The following is a 15219-nucleotide window of genomic DNA, read 5'->3' on the forward strand; positions in this document are numbered from 1 at the left end:
AAGGAGATCAATAATGATGGCAAAGTTTAAACTGACTCGGATAGCTGCAAAAATAGCCGTCATCTATGCAACTTTCGGTTTTTTGTGGATTTTACTTTCAGACAAGCTTTTACTCTTTGTTATTCAAGACCCGGAAACAGTAAACCGCCTTCAAACATACAAAGGATGGTTTTATGTGGTAGTCACCGCAATCTTGGTTTACGTCCTAATCGATAGACAACTCCGGTCCCAACAAAACAGTAACAGAAGATACCAACGGCTTCTTCGCAACATTACCGACTGCATCTACCTCGCGGATTCGCAGGGAAATATAATTGATGCCAACAACGCCACATGTAAAAAACTGGGCTATACCAAAAATGAAGTGCTAACCAAATCTCTCACCGATATCGATTCAAAAATAAACCTCGATGAATGGGTGGAATTCGTTAAAACAGCTAAAACAGATCAAAACTTTACCCTAGAAGCCTACCACATTCGTAAAGATGGTTCTCTTTTCTCTGTCGAGGTGACAGCATGTGTTTTTGATGAGAATGAACACCGATATTGTTTAGGGGTTGCGCGTGACACATCGATCCGGAAAAAAGCGCAGGAGCTTCTTGTTCAAAGCGAAAAAATGAACTCTCTGGGAGAACTAGCAGCCGGAATGGCTCATGAAATAAACAACCCGCTCTCCGCAATAATGGGCGCATCACAGAATATTTATAATCGTGTTTTCACAGACTCGGCAAAAAACATTCAAGCAGCCGAAGAGTGTTCAATTTCAATAGAGGATGTTCGCAGCTATCTAGAGAAAAGAGAGATTAAGAGAATGTTAAATTCAATCTCCGAGGCAGGTGTGCGGGCTTCTATAATTGTGCGCAGTATGCTTAACTTCAGTCGTAAAGAAGATAAGCAGCTATGCATTTGCGCTGTAAGTGATCTTCTTGAAGAAACAATTGAACTTGTTTCAAGCGACTATAATTTAAGCAATGAGTATGACTTTAAGAAAATTAAGATCACTCGATTATATGAAAAAGACATGCCGCACATCTGTTGTATCGGCAATGAAATCCAACAGGTTTTTCTCAATGTACTAAAAAATGCGACAGAAGCCATGACGGACAAAGCCTATGCTGCGGGAGAAAACCCTGAGCTTAAATTACAAATCAGTTCCACAAGTTCCACAATCCTGATTGAAATCGAAGACAACGGGCCGGGCATGACTGAAGAAGTTCGCAGCAAAATATTTGAACCTTTTTACACTTTAAAAGATGTAGGAAGAGGAACAGGGCTGGGCTTATCCATATCCTACTTTATCATTACAGACCTGCACCACGGACAAATGAGCGTATCCAGCATCCCTAGTGTGGGAACCAAGTTCAGCATAGAGTTACCAACCGTCGAGGGAGGAGAATGTACCTAATCTTTCTCGAGAGCATAATAACCGACAGGAATCACGACCAAAGTAAATAACGTTGATGCCAGCAAGCCAAAGATTAAAGCCCACGCAAGCCCGGAAAAAATCGGGTCTAAAGTAATAGGCCACGCGCCAAGTGCGGTTGTAGCTGCTGTAAGTGCGATGGGCCGCAAACGAACAGCACCAGACCGGATAATTGCATCTTTTAGTGCCATCCCCTCAGCCAGAGATTGCCGGATAAAATCAATAAGCACCAAAGAATTACGGATAACAATTCCACCAAGTGCTATCATCCCAATCATACTCGTAGCCGTAAAGAATATCGGATCGGCAAAAGCTTCGCCCACCATTCCTACAACTTCACCTGCTCCTATCAAATTAAGCAGCCAGAACCCGGGCATGATACCCAGCAGAGTAAGCGGAATCGCGCTCATAATTAAGAGCGGCATACCAAATGACCCAGTTTCTACCACTAGTAAAATATAGATGCCTAGAAGGGCCGCGGCAAAAGCAATTCCCAGATCACGGAACACATCAAGAGTTATCTGCCACTCACCTTCTCCGGCCCATTCAGACCAGATAAAAGGAGGAAGTGGATCCTTTTTAAGCTCAGACTGCATATCAAGAATGGCTTCACCCGGTGCGCGCCCTGCCATTTCGGCGAAAACATAAACAACGCGCTTGAGATTCTTATGATAGATAGGCTGCTGCTGATCAATTTCCACTAGCTCCCCAAGTTCAGCCAGCGGCACTGATTTTCCAGCGGTCGACTTAACTTTAAGCTGAGAAAGAGTTCCCGCATCCGAGCGGCGCACACGTGGCAAAATAAGTTTCACGGGCAACGGATTTCTTTCCCCCTGCACATGAACAGTTGCCGGAACCATACCTGACAGGGCCATCTGCAAAGTTGCGACAACACTTCTCGCTGTAACTCCGTGCAACGCTGACTTTTCTTTATCAAGCACAAAGTCCACCATAATGCGATCTGCCTCGGTAGAATCATCTATGTCGACAACCCCCGGCTCAATCGCCATAACGGATTCCACCTGACGCGCCCCGTCTATCAAAGCTGAATACGGGCGATCCTCGGCTCCATAAATTTCTGTGGTAATGGTTGAAATGACAGGAGGTCCCGGTGGAGATTCAATAATTTTAATTCGCGCACCATTACGTTCGCCAATAGCTTCAAGCTCTCGCCTGAGCCTGAGTACAATAGCATGACTCTGCTCACTGCGCTGGGATTTGTCCGCCAGATTGATGCGGATATCCGCCATATGTCCGCCGTTTCGCCAATAGTAATGGCGGACAAGCCCATTGAAATCCATGGGTGACGGCTCGCCAGTATAAGTCACAAAATTCGTCACTTCCGGCACACCGCGAAGCAACCTTTCAAACTCACGGACAACCCTGTCCGTCTGTTCGAGAGGAGTTCCTTCGTCCATATCGATTACAATCTGAAACTCATTTTTATTATCAAAAGGAAGCATTTTAAGCGGAACCATGCGCAAGCCTGCAAGCGCCATTGAAGAAATCAACCCAAAAACAATTACTCCAACGAGCATCCATCGTTTAGTTCTTGATTCGAGAAATGGAGTTATGAGTCGCGAATAAAATATCTCTATTTTACCGGGACCGGAATCAAGCTCTGCCCCTGGTTTAGGCTTAATATTTTTAAGAAGACGAAAGGCCAGCCATGGCACGATGGTAAGAGCGCAAATCGTCGAAAAAACAACGGTAAGCGGCACATTAGCCGCCATGGGAGCCATATACGGCCCCATCATTCCCGTGATGAAGAATAGCGGAACAAATGAAACAATAATCGCCAAAGTGGACATTATGACAGGGGGCAGGACTTCCGAAACGGCATCAAGAGTTGCCTCTGCCGCCTTCTTTTTTTTCATGAGAATATGACGTTGGATGTTATCCACATTAGTAATTGGATCATCCACAACCAGCCCAAGCGATAATATAAGAGCAAAAAGAGTTACCCTGTTAATGGTATAACCCAGCAGATAATTCACAAAAAGTGCCAGAGAAAAACTAACGGGAACAGCCAGCGCAACTATGGATGCCTCACGCCACCCCAAGGTGAAAGCGAGTAAGAGAACAACCGTAAGCACCGCAAAACCAAGGGAATTCAGCAAATCACTAACTTTAGCATCTGCAGTTTTTCCGTAGTCTCGAGAGACCTCCACTTCTATTCCAGCGGGGAGCACGGTAGTCTTTAGCTGGTCAAGACGAGCAAGAACTGCTTCGGCGACCTTAACTGCGTTCGTTCCTTTTTTCTTGGAAAGAGCAATGGTCACAGCAGGACGAGAAACTTCTTCGGAAGGTTGTCCCGTTCTAGTTAAGTAGAGCCGCGAAAACCCTATCCGTGAATAAGCAGAGGGTTCTTCAGGACCATCTACCACCACTGCGACGTCACGCATATAGACCGGCTTGGAATCAAAAACACCTACAATCAGGTTTTCCACATCGGCGGCAGATTCCAAGAAAGAATTAGCAGAGATTGTAATCTCTTTATTGCCGGACAGCACAGTACCCGCCACGGCAGACTGATCAGCTCCATCAAGCGCCTTAACTATATTCATGGGAGACACGCTGAGTCCGGCCATACGCTCCGGCAGCAGTTCTACCCGAATCTCGCGGGATCTTCCCGAAACGAGGGAAACACGCGATAGATTCTCCACTTCTGCAAGACGTGAGGAAAGCTCTTCCGCCACGCGCCGCAGTTCAAAATCAGAAATTTCAGGATGACCAGCCGATGGATAAAGGGTGAGAGCAACTATCGGTACATCATCAATTTCAACGGGCTTAACGGCCCATCCGGTCACAATTCCCGGCACTTTTTCAGTATTTTTTGTAATGGCATTATGAAGCTTGATCAGTGATTTTTCACGATTTTCGCCCACGAAGAATCTGACCGTAACCATGGCAGTGTCACGGTAGGAAACGGAATAAACATACTCAACGCCGTCAATTTGCCACAAAGCTCGTTCAAGAGGAGTAGTTATAAGTTTTTCAACTTCCTCAACTCCCGCACCGGGAGCCTGAACCACAATGTCCGCCATAGGTACAACGATCTGCGGTTCTTCCTCTCTTGGAGTAAGTTGGATCGCGGCTACACCGAGCAAAAGAGAGGCAATCACTAAAATAATTGTCAATTTAGAGTGCAGAAAAAATCTTACAGCGGAAGAGATCAGCCCTTTAGACTTTTCGTCTAGCGTACTCATTTCAGCTCTCCGGTTGGTTCCAGAGCTGTCATGCCGACAGTCTCATTACCTCGCAGACCGGACATAATTTCAATATTTTTACCGTAAGTCAGACCTGTCTGAACATATACAGGCTCCCAAATTTCGCTGGTATTGAGCAAAACAGTCTCAAGCTGGCCCACTCTGGAAACAGCGCGTTCAGGCACAACTACTATTTCCTTTTCTCTGATAGGAACAAGTAATCTGCCGAACATTCCGGGGTATAAACCGGGCAATTGCTCAAGTCCCACCTTAACTAAGAAAGTCCGTGTTGATGGGTCCGCAGACGGCACAACTTCTTCAACAATGCCTTCACATCTCTCATTTAGAGCACCTATTTCCACAGACAACTTTACACCGGGCCGAACCTTTCCAATGACACCTTCACGGACTAAAGCTTCGAGCCTGAGAGATCCACTTGTCTGAATAAGCATGAGACTCTTACCGGGAAAAGCGATATCGCCCGGTTCTACCTTGCGTCTGGCGACTTCTCCATCAGTGTGAGCTAAAATTTTTGTGTAGCCGAGGTTAATTCGTGCTTCCTCAACGCCCTTAAGTGCTTGCTTTACTTTAGCAGATGCGGCGGTAAAACCATCATCAGCCTGCGCTAGGTAGGCTTTGGCCTGTAAATAGTCTGACTCCATGCGATCAAGTTCATCAAGTGTAGCCACCTTATCTTCATGCAGGATTTTGATTCGCTTCCATGTTGAAGTAGCTTTGGAAGATGCCGCACGCGCTGCGTTAATGGATTCTGCAGCCTGCCTACGCAAAGCTTCAGCAGATTTTAGTCCCTGCTCTGCACTTTCAAGACGGGTTTGAAAGCCTCGACTATCAAGTACTATAAGTTCGTCATCCTTACTTACTTTATCCCCTGCGCGGACAAGAACTTTCAGCACTTTTCCGGTGACTTGCGATTCAATATTTGTTTCGGTTTTCGGACGAACGGTACCAACAGCCTCATACATAACAGGTACGGTGACGAGCTGCGCCTGCACAGTCAAAGCGGGGTCTTCCGTCGACCTTGTCGGAACGATTCTCCCCTGCTGAATCACGCCTGAACTAAAAGCACCTGCCAGCCATAAAACCAGCAAGGTAAGTCCCACTCCGCAACCGGCAACCAACAAACATCTTTTTTGCATTCTAAGTCTCCGAAACAGCAAAATCGCAAATAAAAAAGGAGAAAGCCTTAAACGACTTTCTCCTAATTAATCTCAATTTATAGTTATACTTTTTTTTCTTTAATCAGAGTCAAAAGCATTTTAAATCTCTCATTGGACTTAAGTCCATGAGCAATGTTAGCAGGCATTACAATTGATTCACCCGCTCTAACTGTGAACACCTCATCTCCAATCGTGATTTCAGCTGCCCCATCAAGCACCTGAACCATTGCGTCACCCGGAGTAGTATGAGTGCTGATACCTTCACCCACATCAAAAGCAAATAGAGTAAGGGTCACTGTTTTATGCTGAGACAATGTTCTACTCACAACCTGCCCTTCTTGATATGTAACAAGATCAACTAGGCTTACAACTTTTCCATGATCAATATTCTTAATAATCACAGGATTTGGAACTTTTTTGAGGAAGTTTGGATCAGCCATGATTGCTCCTTTTTATATTCAACTTTAATTACTGAAATAAGAGAACTGTTGCTCTCGTAATTTCATGATACACCTTTTTCAAAACATAGAAAACAAAACAAAGATATTATACAAAGTATTCTGAGCCATTAATTGTGAAGATTTAAAGTTTTGACCTATCTTGCTTTACCGTTTGCTTCAAAGACTTTGCATACCCACAAAAACTAACATATTACCAAACATACTATCTAACCCACTGGGGAAATGATTCCCTGAGTCAATAGAACAACCAAATTGCAACATTTAATATGATATAAGTCAGAACAGCAGCAAATATAAATGGAGAGCACATTATGAATCAGGAAGAATATCGAGAAAAACGGCACGCAAGGCAGTTGCCACGATTAAAAGTATTCATGGACGTTGTCTTTGCTATTTTACTTTGGCAAATTTTTATGATGCTGCCTGATATAAAGAATTATCCTGAAGTGAAGACTGTCTGGGAACTTTTGACCATAGATTTAGACGACTTAGCTACATTCGTAATAGGATTGATTTTTATAGTAATTTACTGGGGCCAAAATAACAGACTATTCAGCCATCTGGTTTCAACAGATAATAAACACACAGCCATATCCGTAGTTCAGCTATTTCTGTTGCTTACATACTTTCATTTCATGAGTATGGGTCTTAGATTTAACGATGACCCGTCAGCTCTACTGATGCAATCGGTGTCCCTTGCGCTGGTGGGTTTCACCTCTATGTGGGGCTGGCATTATGCTGCGAACAAAAAAGACTTGATCGACAGCGATATGCCTAAAAACAACATCCCATATATGAAGGTTACGATTCTTCCTGAACCAATCGCAGCATGCATCTCCATCCCATTTGCCTTTGTGGGGCCAATTGCCTGGGAGATTTCATGGCTGTCATACCCGATTGTCGCTTACCTGATAAAAAAATATGTAAATGCACAGGTAGCAAAGGCTATGGATTCGACTCCTTAGCTATCTTCTTGGCAAGCCTACGCATTATCCTTTCATGCAGCTTCTCCATATAATCTTCTGGAAAGGACCAGACAGGACCGTAATCCTCACGCTTTAAACCTCGCTCACCAGGTTTAAGATTATATTTAAGGGTCATCAGAATATCACTGCTAACCTGCGGACTTTGCCTGAAATATGCGTGACCAATCCCACTAGCGGCGTCTGAATCGTTTGTCACATCCACTACGTTCAGCTTTGGATTACCTTCAAGAAATCTTTTAACGGTTAGAGTTATTTCATTACCCAGTTGGCCAAGTCTTGACCTGCTAAACACCCATCCAGAGAAAGCAAGAGCCTGATCATTCTCTGAAATATAAACAGTTATATCATCTACAATATCAAGTAGTCCCTCATTTATATTCGCTCCGAACATATCCGCATCCAAGTCACCGCCAAGGAGCATAACATGGCCAATCCGAAGTTTTTCTCCACCATGCCTGCGGGTAAGACTTAACTGCGACAAGCTCTTAACAACGATACGGGCTCCGACACTATACCCCAAAATGTGAATCCGTTCCGCGTCTGTATTCTCAGACAAAAAAGATATCAACCTTCGGAGCTGATAAGATGATATTTCTGCAGTTTCTAAATCGGCAAGGTAGGCCATGACGCGAGGAGTTGAAGGCCATGAGAAGGCTACAAAAGCTCCTTCGTACCCAAGAAAATGCCACAGTTCCGATGCCACTAAAATCGGATTATCAAAATCAACTTTGTACCCGTGCACATATATATAAACATCTTTACGAGACGAATTCGCAAGAGTTTCATTAATCCGCTTAGCAAATTGATCATCTTGAGCAGTTCGCCCGCTTTTCAAAACTTCCTCAGCATAGAATGAATTCAAACTTTTGTTGAATAAGCCATACTCTTGCACGTCTGTAACGCTAAGTGGATATTCTTCAGAACGATTTTTAAGCAGTGAAATTTCTCGAACTTCTTCAAAAGTATGCTCACCTTTTCCCATCATAATCCTAGCCTCTCCAAAACGCAGCACACCACCACGTTCTCCGCTATATTGGGTAGAATTGGCAACAGCAGGAGCACGGTTAGTCGCATAGAAAATCTCAGTGGGAGGAACAAGAACACCCTTGCTTATATTCAGAGCCTCTTCAATTTCGGGATTGTATATAGAAGGAGCAGGCATCAAATTTAGGGTAGAAGGGCCGCTGCTTGAACAGCCTGCAGCCAAGGAAAGCAGGACAAGCATCAATAACATATGAATATTATTTTTTTTTATTATCAGTGTGTACATGATAATAATCTAAATTTATAAAATCATTTTGTCCACTCGGTATGCTAAAAAAGTTTATGCAAACTTATTTTTAGCAGCCCTCATCTGTGGATTGAACACAACATAATGGCGTGATACTCTGACACATAAATAATTTTTAAATACTCCTCATTCTGCACACATGACATAATCAGTTTAAACCCATTAAATAATGAAAAATACCACAAGCAAAATATTAAAAATACTCCTTCTTGCCATAATTGCTATGACAATAGCTGGGTGCACTCCCAAAAAATGGACATGGGACAGCCATCTAAGTTCACCGGAATCCATGACCAAGGAAACAAAGTTCTTTCTGCAAAAAATAGTAATAGAAGGCATACCTTCTACAGTTACAGCACTGAAAATAACTCGGCCCGTAAATGGTGCTGTTTTCCCATCTGAAATTGCAGCCCCCCAAATAATCTGGAACGACGAAGACCCGGATTCCAGAAGCTGGTTCATTGCTTTTACTTTCGAAAACGGACGAGCTCCGATCTATGTATACAGTTCAACTACATCATATGAACCGAACCGCAACTTATGGGAAACAATTAAAACGAACTCAGTCAAAGCTCCCGCAACTATTTCTATATACGGATTCAAGAATAAAGATGGAAAACCAGTTGCAACCGCAGCCTCAAGTGTAAATATCAGAACATCCACAGACCCAGTTGACGGAGCCATTCTGTATAGACAGGTTCCACTCCCTTTTAAAGTAGGGGTTAAAACTTTTCGCAAGCTAAAATGGAGACTCGGAGATATTTCTTCATACAATGAGCCTCCTGTTATTTTGGAGAATCTGAACACCTGCGCAAACTGCCATCAGGGATCAAAAGACGGAAGCCTGATCAGTATGGAATTAAACTATAAGGGCGATAGCGGCGCTCAGTTTATCGCAAAAGTGAGTGAAAACATTTCACTTTCAGACAAAGATTTTATGACGTGGACTGATTATCCAAAATCCGTGGTCTTGCCGAAAACACGTGGACTCTTCGCTAGACTCTCGCCCTCCGGCAAATATATAGCCAGCACAGTTAACGAGATTTCATATTCTGCGGTGACTAATTCTGGCAAATACAGCCAGCTATTTTTCCCAACATATGGAATTCTGGCCTGTTACTCTACTGATACGAAGGAGATAAAAGCCCTGCCCGGTGCGGCAAGCCTCGACTACATACAAACTAACCCCGCATGGAGTCCGGACGAAAAAGCCATCACCTTTGCACGCTCAGAAACCATGAACAAATATCATGAAGATGTTTTCAAAATAAAAACTAGCTTCGAAAACAAGAACATTCATGAACTGAACGAACAATTTCCTGTTCAATATGATCTATATACAATCCCTTTCAATGCAGGAACTGGCGGGCAGGCAAAGCCGCTTAAAGGTGCTAGTAATAATGGAAAAAGCAATTACTTCCCAAGATACTCCCCAGATAGTAAATGGGTAGTATTTACACAAAGCAAAACAGGAATTATGCTTCAGCCTGACAGTGAATTATTTATAGTTCAAGCAAAAGGCGGAGTCCCCAGAAAAATGAACTGTAACCGCACATCCTTCAACTCCTGGCACAGCTTTTCGCCAAACGGGAAATGGATGATCTTCAGTTCCAAGGTAAATTCCGAATATACCGAAATTTTCATGACTCACATAGATGAGAACGGCACGGATAGTCCGCCTGTTCTTCTCTCGCGCTTCAGCAGCAATAAGTATGCGGCCAATCTTCCAGAATTTTTAAATATCAGGCCAGATGCGATTAAAAGTATACACGTTAGCAACCATAACTGATCAACCGCTTAACAAACGGGCAAATAATGAATAAATTAATCTCCTTAGCTTTTCTACTTATAGTCCTTCTTGTGGGCTGTACTTCATACTACCGTGACTCCCAATTTAACAAAGCGTATGGACCGGTTCAAGCCATAGACCGCAGGGTCACGGCTATCCCTCCAGGCGATATTTCCTTTTATAATGATGTACGACCTATTTTGGAAAGACGCTGCGACGTTTGCCACAGTTGCTACGATGCGCCGTGTCAGGTGAAGCTGACCAGTTTTGAGGGGATTGACCGTGGCGGTAGCAAAAGCATGGTCTACGCTTCTAGAGTTTTACGAACAACTCCAACACGGCTTTTTATTGATGCAGACTCAATTGGGGAATGGCGCCAACTGGAATTTCACCCAATCTTAAATGAACGCAATCAAACTCCAAAAGCTAATGTACAAAATTCACTAATCAGCCTTATGCTAGAGCTAAAAAAAGACCATCCTCAGCCCATTTCTGACCTTCTCCCATCAACCTTTGATATCGGGCTTGATAAAGAAGGAGCCTGCACTACAGCTGAAAATTTTGTTGACTACAAAGAGAAGTATCCATTGTGGGGAATGCCGTATGCACTTCCAGGACTAACCGCAGATGAGCACAAAGTTTTAACAGAATGGATAGAACAGGGAGCTAAAATAACCCCGCGCCCCGAACCAGCCCAAAAATCAGTTACTCTCATTACCGAGTGGGAAAATTATTTCAACAGAGATTCGCTTAAAGAGCAGCTTGTTTCCAGATATATTTATGAACATTTATTCATGGCGCATATCCATTTCAAAAGCTTAGGGGACCGTGAATTTTACCGCATGGTCAGATCCAGCACTCCGTCCGGTGAACCTATTATCGAATTAAATACTGACAGACCTTATGACGACCCCGGACCGATCAAATTTTACTACCGCTTAAGACCTGTTGTCAGCACTATTGTTGCAAAGAACCATACTGTTTATACAATTGATGAAACAACTATGGACAGGTACAATGAGCTATTTTTCGAAGCAAAATACAAAGTGACATCACTCCCCGGATACGAGGTCGGTTATGCTTCAAACCCCTTTAAAGTTTTCAGAGAAATTCCGGCTAAATCGCGCTATAAATTCATGCTCGACAACGCAAAATATACCATTGAAGGGTTCATTAAAGGGCCTGTTTGCCGTGGCCAGATTGCACTCAATGTAATAAATGACCATTTTTTCGTGTCATTTATTAACCCGGATAAAGTTACCGTCAGCGATGACACCGCTTTTTTAGACAGAGTTAGCGACAATCTAGCTCTGCCTACGTCCGTAGAAAGCACCATTAGACTCGTTTCACTCTGGTACGAATTCAACAGCAAGCAGCAAGAGTACCTAACCGCCAAAGAAGAGCACGAACAAGGAATTTTCCCTGACAATAAAGGCTGGGATCTCTCGTACATCTGGGATGGTGACGGACACAAAAACGACAACGCTCTACTAACCGTATTCAGGCACTTCGACAGCGCAAGTGTGGTGAAAGGATTTATTGGTGAGAACCCAAAAACAGGATGGGTCATCGATTATCCGATGCTTGAAAGAATACATTACTTACTGGTCGCAGGTTTTAACATCTTCGGAAATGTCGGCCATCAGTTGCAAACCCGCCTTTACATGGACTACCTGCGAATTGAGGGAGAAAATAATCTACTGAAATTCCTCCCACAAGATAAACGCATAGCAATCCGCAGCAATTGGTACCAAGACACCAAGGATGAATATCAAGAAGAATTTGAAATGGGTCTCCACGGCATGAAACTCGAAACCAACGTTGAATTCTCCACCGATAACCCTAAGATAGAATTTTTCAGCATGATGAAGAAGCATGTAAATATCCCCATAAAAGAGCACACATCCCTTGGTGGTTGCCCGGACGGAATATGTCCAGGCACGACCTCTAATCCTTTTGAACGGAAAGCAGACAAAGCCTTCTGGAAAATTGCGCAACTTCGTGGCAAGCAGGTGCAACTTGTTCCTGACGTATGCTTTGTTCATATAACCACTGGTAATGACAAAACAGACCTTATTTACACCGTCATTCGCAACAAGGCTCTTAGCAACAACTCGTTTCTACTTGATGAGGAACGCCGAAGAGTCATCGAAAATGACACCTTAACTGTTGTTAAAGGTTACATAGGAAGCTATCCGAATTCTTTTGTAAAAGTTGATATCGATGAAGTTGAAAGTTTTGCGGAGGAATTAGTGAAACTAAGAGACCCCATTGGATACTTCAACTTAGCTTCAAAATACGTGGCAAGAAGAACAAGCCCCGATTTCTGGACAGAATCCGACTGGCATAATCAAAACTTCTTAAAAGAAGATCCGGTAGAAGCAGGTCTTTTTGATCTTTACCGCTATCATCGTATTTCTGAAATGTTTGAAGTGGAATTTAAATGGTAAAAAAAGAGGCCCGAAATACATATACGTATTTCGGGCCCTTATTTTTATTTAAGAGATAAACTAAAGAATCTTATTCTATAGAGAACGGTTTCGAACACGAACTCTCCTTCGCAAACATATCCCAAACACAGCTATAAGAAACAGCCCTGCAATTTCAAAGGTGAACCCTGCATTTGAATTCAAGACACACCCTGAAGACGTGTCACTCTTTGTTCCTGCGCTAACAGGGTCAGTGATTTGTCCGGCAACTGGATTTTCATCATATGGCCCGTCATCTTTTATGACGAAGTGAATGTAGTACTGAGTGCCATAAACGAGACTATCCATTTGCATCAGATGATTCCCGGACGAATCAGTAACCCACCAGTAGCCGTCAGTATGACTGATTCCGGAAACAGCATACTTATATGCAAGTGTAGCACCGGAAGAATACAGCTTCAATAACTGCAATTCCGAAACAGTCCCCGTGGGTAATTTATCACAATCCATCATAAATGTAGCCACAGATCCCGCAGGGCTGACTGTTCCATTAAAGGAACAAACAGATGTGTGCGGAGTAAAGTCTTTGGTCGAATACTGTGCCGACAATTGCGCCGCGGTCAAAGTTTTACCTGTGAAGTTAGTAAGTTTCACAGTCACCCCAGCAGCCTGTGAGGTGCTTTCAAAGACAGACGTGTGCGGAGCCTCAGGCTCAATGCTGAATTTAAGATAAGCATTCGTGTCAACGGAAGTATCAAACTGTAAGAGGTTATTACCGAGTCTATCCTGCAACGCGAATCCATACCCTGAGGTATAGCCATCAAGTGCATCAGCGTAAGTATGGTAATTTGAAGAGTTAGTCTGAACCTTACTAAAAACAGTTCCATTTCCTGCAGGGGTATCAGCCAGCAGGAGTACAGAATTATCTACCATCCGTCCGCCCCACCACTCTGTGCTTGTGAGGTTTCCTATTGCGGTTCCTTTATATGTAACCTTACTGGCAGGAAATCCCCAACTCATTCCGGCAAGCAGATCACCTACAACCCGCCCAGAAAAATCGTTCACAATACCGGCAGTAGGAGTTCCACCACCAATCTTATAACTCGGATTATTCCCATATACGCCGGCAGCGTTATTCAAAGAATCCAGCGAAATGGTAATAACCATGTCTGTTCCGTTTCCAACTCCCTGCCCTTGCTGAACAGCCGGAACACAGGGTGCAGTTCCATTTCCTGAGTCTTTTTGCGGAGTCAAAGTCGCATTTCCGAAAGTATCAAAAGTAGCGATGTAAGAGAAACTCTGAGCCTGTGTAGCGTTACTGGCTGAAGGCTGATTTCCTGTCCCAACATAAGTTCCATTGAGATAAACAGGAGTCCCTTGAAGGGTAGAATTTAAATACCAAGACCAGTCATGATATAAAGGAGCCTGCATGCTAGGCGAGATTACGCGAACAGACTTTCCCGTGACTGGCAATCTGTTACCAAGAACACTTGTAGTGGCAACTCTATCCATAAGTACTGTACTAGTAATCTTAGTCAACTGCGGCGTATTTACACCACTTGTAGTCGCATTCACAGCTTCCATGGACATAGAAATGGATGCAAAGTCAATATATGAAAGGTCAGCAGTAATTGAGCTGGCATTCACATTTGCTTCAAAATATTGATAGCGGCGCGTAAAATTTGCGTCGCTAGGATTTGCTGGATTAGGCTGGTAACAATGACTGGGGACATCAAGTCCAGCCCCGCCTATCGTCACATATATACGCCCAGAAATGAACTCCGTAATTGAAACAGCAGGTGTGGAAGCTGGAGCGCTGCCACCAACGGAGGTTGGACTGGTCAAATCTGCCAAGGCGTATGCCCTGTTCGTCTGCAAACTATTATTAAGAGTCGTCGCATTATTATACGTCCCCGTAATAGAGCTTGCATTATTTACACAATTAAAAAACTGCACATAAGTGTCCGTAGCATTTAATGTCGAAGGTATTTCAAACACAATTGGAACAGGATCCATAGCAACTGCTGCATTCGCAGCATTCGTTGCAAAAGCTGAAAAAACAGACAAACAAACTATTAAAAGAATCCTTTTCATATCTGGCCCCTTGCGTTTTAAAGTCTACCTTTGAACGAAGTAACTAAGTATTTTTTAGTTAAATATATTTTTATTAATTCCTTATAAGTATTAACTATATTTTCATAATATTCCATACTAAAAAAATATGTATTTTAAACAGATCATTTTTACGAAAAGCCTCATATTTAAGGATACTTATAAAATACATACAAACTCTTTACGCAGCAACAAACTGTCGTAAAAAAAAATATCCTTATGCTAACAACCGCCCTCATACCGACATTGATCTTTTAAGACTTGAAAAGGACCGGATTGAATGCAATAAAACAGAGCACTTTGTAGTTATTATCAGAGACAACCTTGTCTATTGCCTCCTA

At 43.2% G+C, this 15219-nt stretch carries 9 protein-coding genes; 4 read left to right on the forward strand and 5 right to left on the reverse strand.

The window, feature by feature from the left end:
- Positions 1-13 precede the first annotated feature (13 nt).
- Positions 14-1405 (forward strand): two-component system sensor histidine kinase NtrB, encoded by a 1392-nt coding sequence (locus tag BR06_RS19635; RefSeq protein ID WP_051676939.1) that lies wholly within the window; start codon positions 14-16, stop codon positions 1403-1405.
- Here BR06_RS19635 and BR06_RS0105785 read toward each other — a convergent pair.
- The 3 genes from BR06_RS0105785 to BR06_RS0105795 all read right to left on the reverse strand — a co-directional run bounded on the left by BR06_RS0105785 (position 1402) and on the right by BR06_RS0105795 (position 6250).
- Entirely contained in the window at positions 1402-4632 is a 3231-nt protein-coding gene (locus BR06_RS0105785) for an efflux RND transporter permease subunit (RefSeq protein WP_031481047.1), read from the reverse strand. The genes BR06_RS19635 and BR06_RS0105785 overlap by 4 nt on opposite strands.
- Positions 4629-5789 carry an efflux RND transporter periplasmic adaptor subunit gene (locus tag BR06_RS0105790; protein WP_034602881.1) on the reverse strand — a complete coding sequence of 387 codons (1161 nt, stop codon included), beginning with the start codon at positions 5787-5789 and terminating at the stop codon, positions 4629-4631. Before BR06_RS0105790 ends, BR06_RS0105785 begins: the two co-directional genes overlap by 4 nt.
- 83 nt (positions 5790-5872) lie before the next feature.
- On the reverse strand, positions 5873-6250 hold the full coding sequence (locus BR06_RS0105795) for a cupin domain-containing protein (RefSeq protein WP_051676940.1): 378 nt from the start codon (positions 6248-6250) through the stop codon (positions 5873-5875).
- Positions 6251-6582: 332 nt separating this feature from the next.
- Between BR06_RS0105795 and BR06_RS0105800 the strand changes: the two genes are divergently transcribed.
- The gene (locus tag BR06_RS0105800; RefSeq protein WP_031481053.1) at positions 6583-7236 is read left to right on the forward strand and encodes a TMEM175 family protein; all 654 of its coding nucleotides are present in this window, start codon (positions 6583-6585) and stop codon (positions 7234-7236) included.
- On the opposite strand, the gene BR06_RS0105805 is transcribed toward BR06_RS0105800, so the two are convergent.
- On the reverse strand, positions 7217-8527 hold the full coding sequence (locus BR06_RS0105805; RefSeq protein WP_031481055.1) for an alpha/beta hydrolase: 1311 nt from the start codon (positions 8525-8527) through the stop codon (positions 7217-7219). The genes BR06_RS0105800 and BR06_RS0105805 overlap by 20 nt on opposite strands.
- Before the next feature lie 190 nt (positions 8528-8717).
- On the opposite strand from BR06_RS0105805, the gene BR06_RS0105810 reads away from it, so the two are divergent.
- Positions 8718-10337, forward strand: coding sequence for a TolB family protein (locus BR06_RS0105810; protein WP_031481057.1), 1620 nt, complete (start codon positions 8718-8720; stop codon positions 10335-10337).
- A gap of 26 nt (positions 10338-10363) precedes the next feature.
- Entirely contained in the window at positions 10364-12787 is a 2424-nt protein-coding gene (locus tag BR06_RS0105815; protein WP_031481059.1) for a fatty acid cis/trans isomerase, read from the forward strand.
- Positions 12788-12862: 75 nt separating this feature from the next.
- Here the strand turns inward: BR06_RS0105815 and BR06_RS0105820 are convergent, their stop codons facing one another.
- The gene (locus tag BR06_RS0105820) at positions 12863-14860 is read right to left on the reverse strand and encodes a beta-1,3-glucanase family protein (RefSeq protein WP_031481061.1); all 1998 of its coding nucleotides are present in this window, start codon (positions 14858-14860) and stop codon (positions 12863-12865) included.
- Positions 14861-15219 lie beyond the last annotated feature (359 nt).

The sequence above is a fragment of the Maridesulfovibrio frigidus DSM 17176 genome, from assembly GCF_000711735.1.
GTDB lineage: Bacteria > Desulfobacterota > Desulfovibrionia > Desulfovibrionales > Desulfovibrionaceae > Maridesulfovibrio > Maridesulfovibrio frigidus.

Coding starts and splice junctions, on each gene's coding strand:
- BR06_RS19635 (WP_051676939.1), top strand. CDS start 14: ATGATGGCAAAGTTTAAACTGACTCGGATAGCTGCAAAAATAGCCGTC.
- BR06_RS0105785 (WP_031481047.1), bottom strand. CDS start 4,632: ATGAGTACGCTAGACGAAAAGTCTAAAGGGCTGATCTCTTCCGCTGTA.
- BR06_RS0105790 (WP_034602881.1), bottom strand. CDS start 5,789: ATGCAAAAAAGATGTTTGTTGGTTGCCGGTTGCGGAGTGGGACTTACC.
- BR06_RS0105795 (WP_051676940.1), bottom strand. CDS start 6,250: ATGGCTGATCCAAACTTCCTCAAAAAAGTTCCAAATCCTGTGATTATT.
- BR06_RS0105800 (WP_031481053.1), top strand. CDS start 6,583: ATGAATCAGGAAGAATATCGAGAAAAACGGCACGCAAGGCAGTTGCCA.
- BR06_RS0105805 (WP_031481055.1), bottom strand. CDS start 8,527: ATGTACACACTGATAATAAAAAAAAATAATATTCATATGTTATTGATG.
- BR06_RS0105810 (WP_031481057.1), top strand. CDS start 8,718: ATGAAAAATACCACAAGCAAAATATTAAAAATACTCCTTCTTGCCATA.
- BR06_RS0105815 (WP_031481059.1), top strand. CDS start 10,364: ATGAATAAATTAATCTCCTTAGCTTTTCTACTTATAGTCCTTCTTGTG.
- BR06_RS0105820 (WP_031481061.1), bottom strand. CDS start 14,860: ATGAAAAGGATTCTTTTAATAGTTTGTTTGTCTGTTTTTTCAGCTTTT.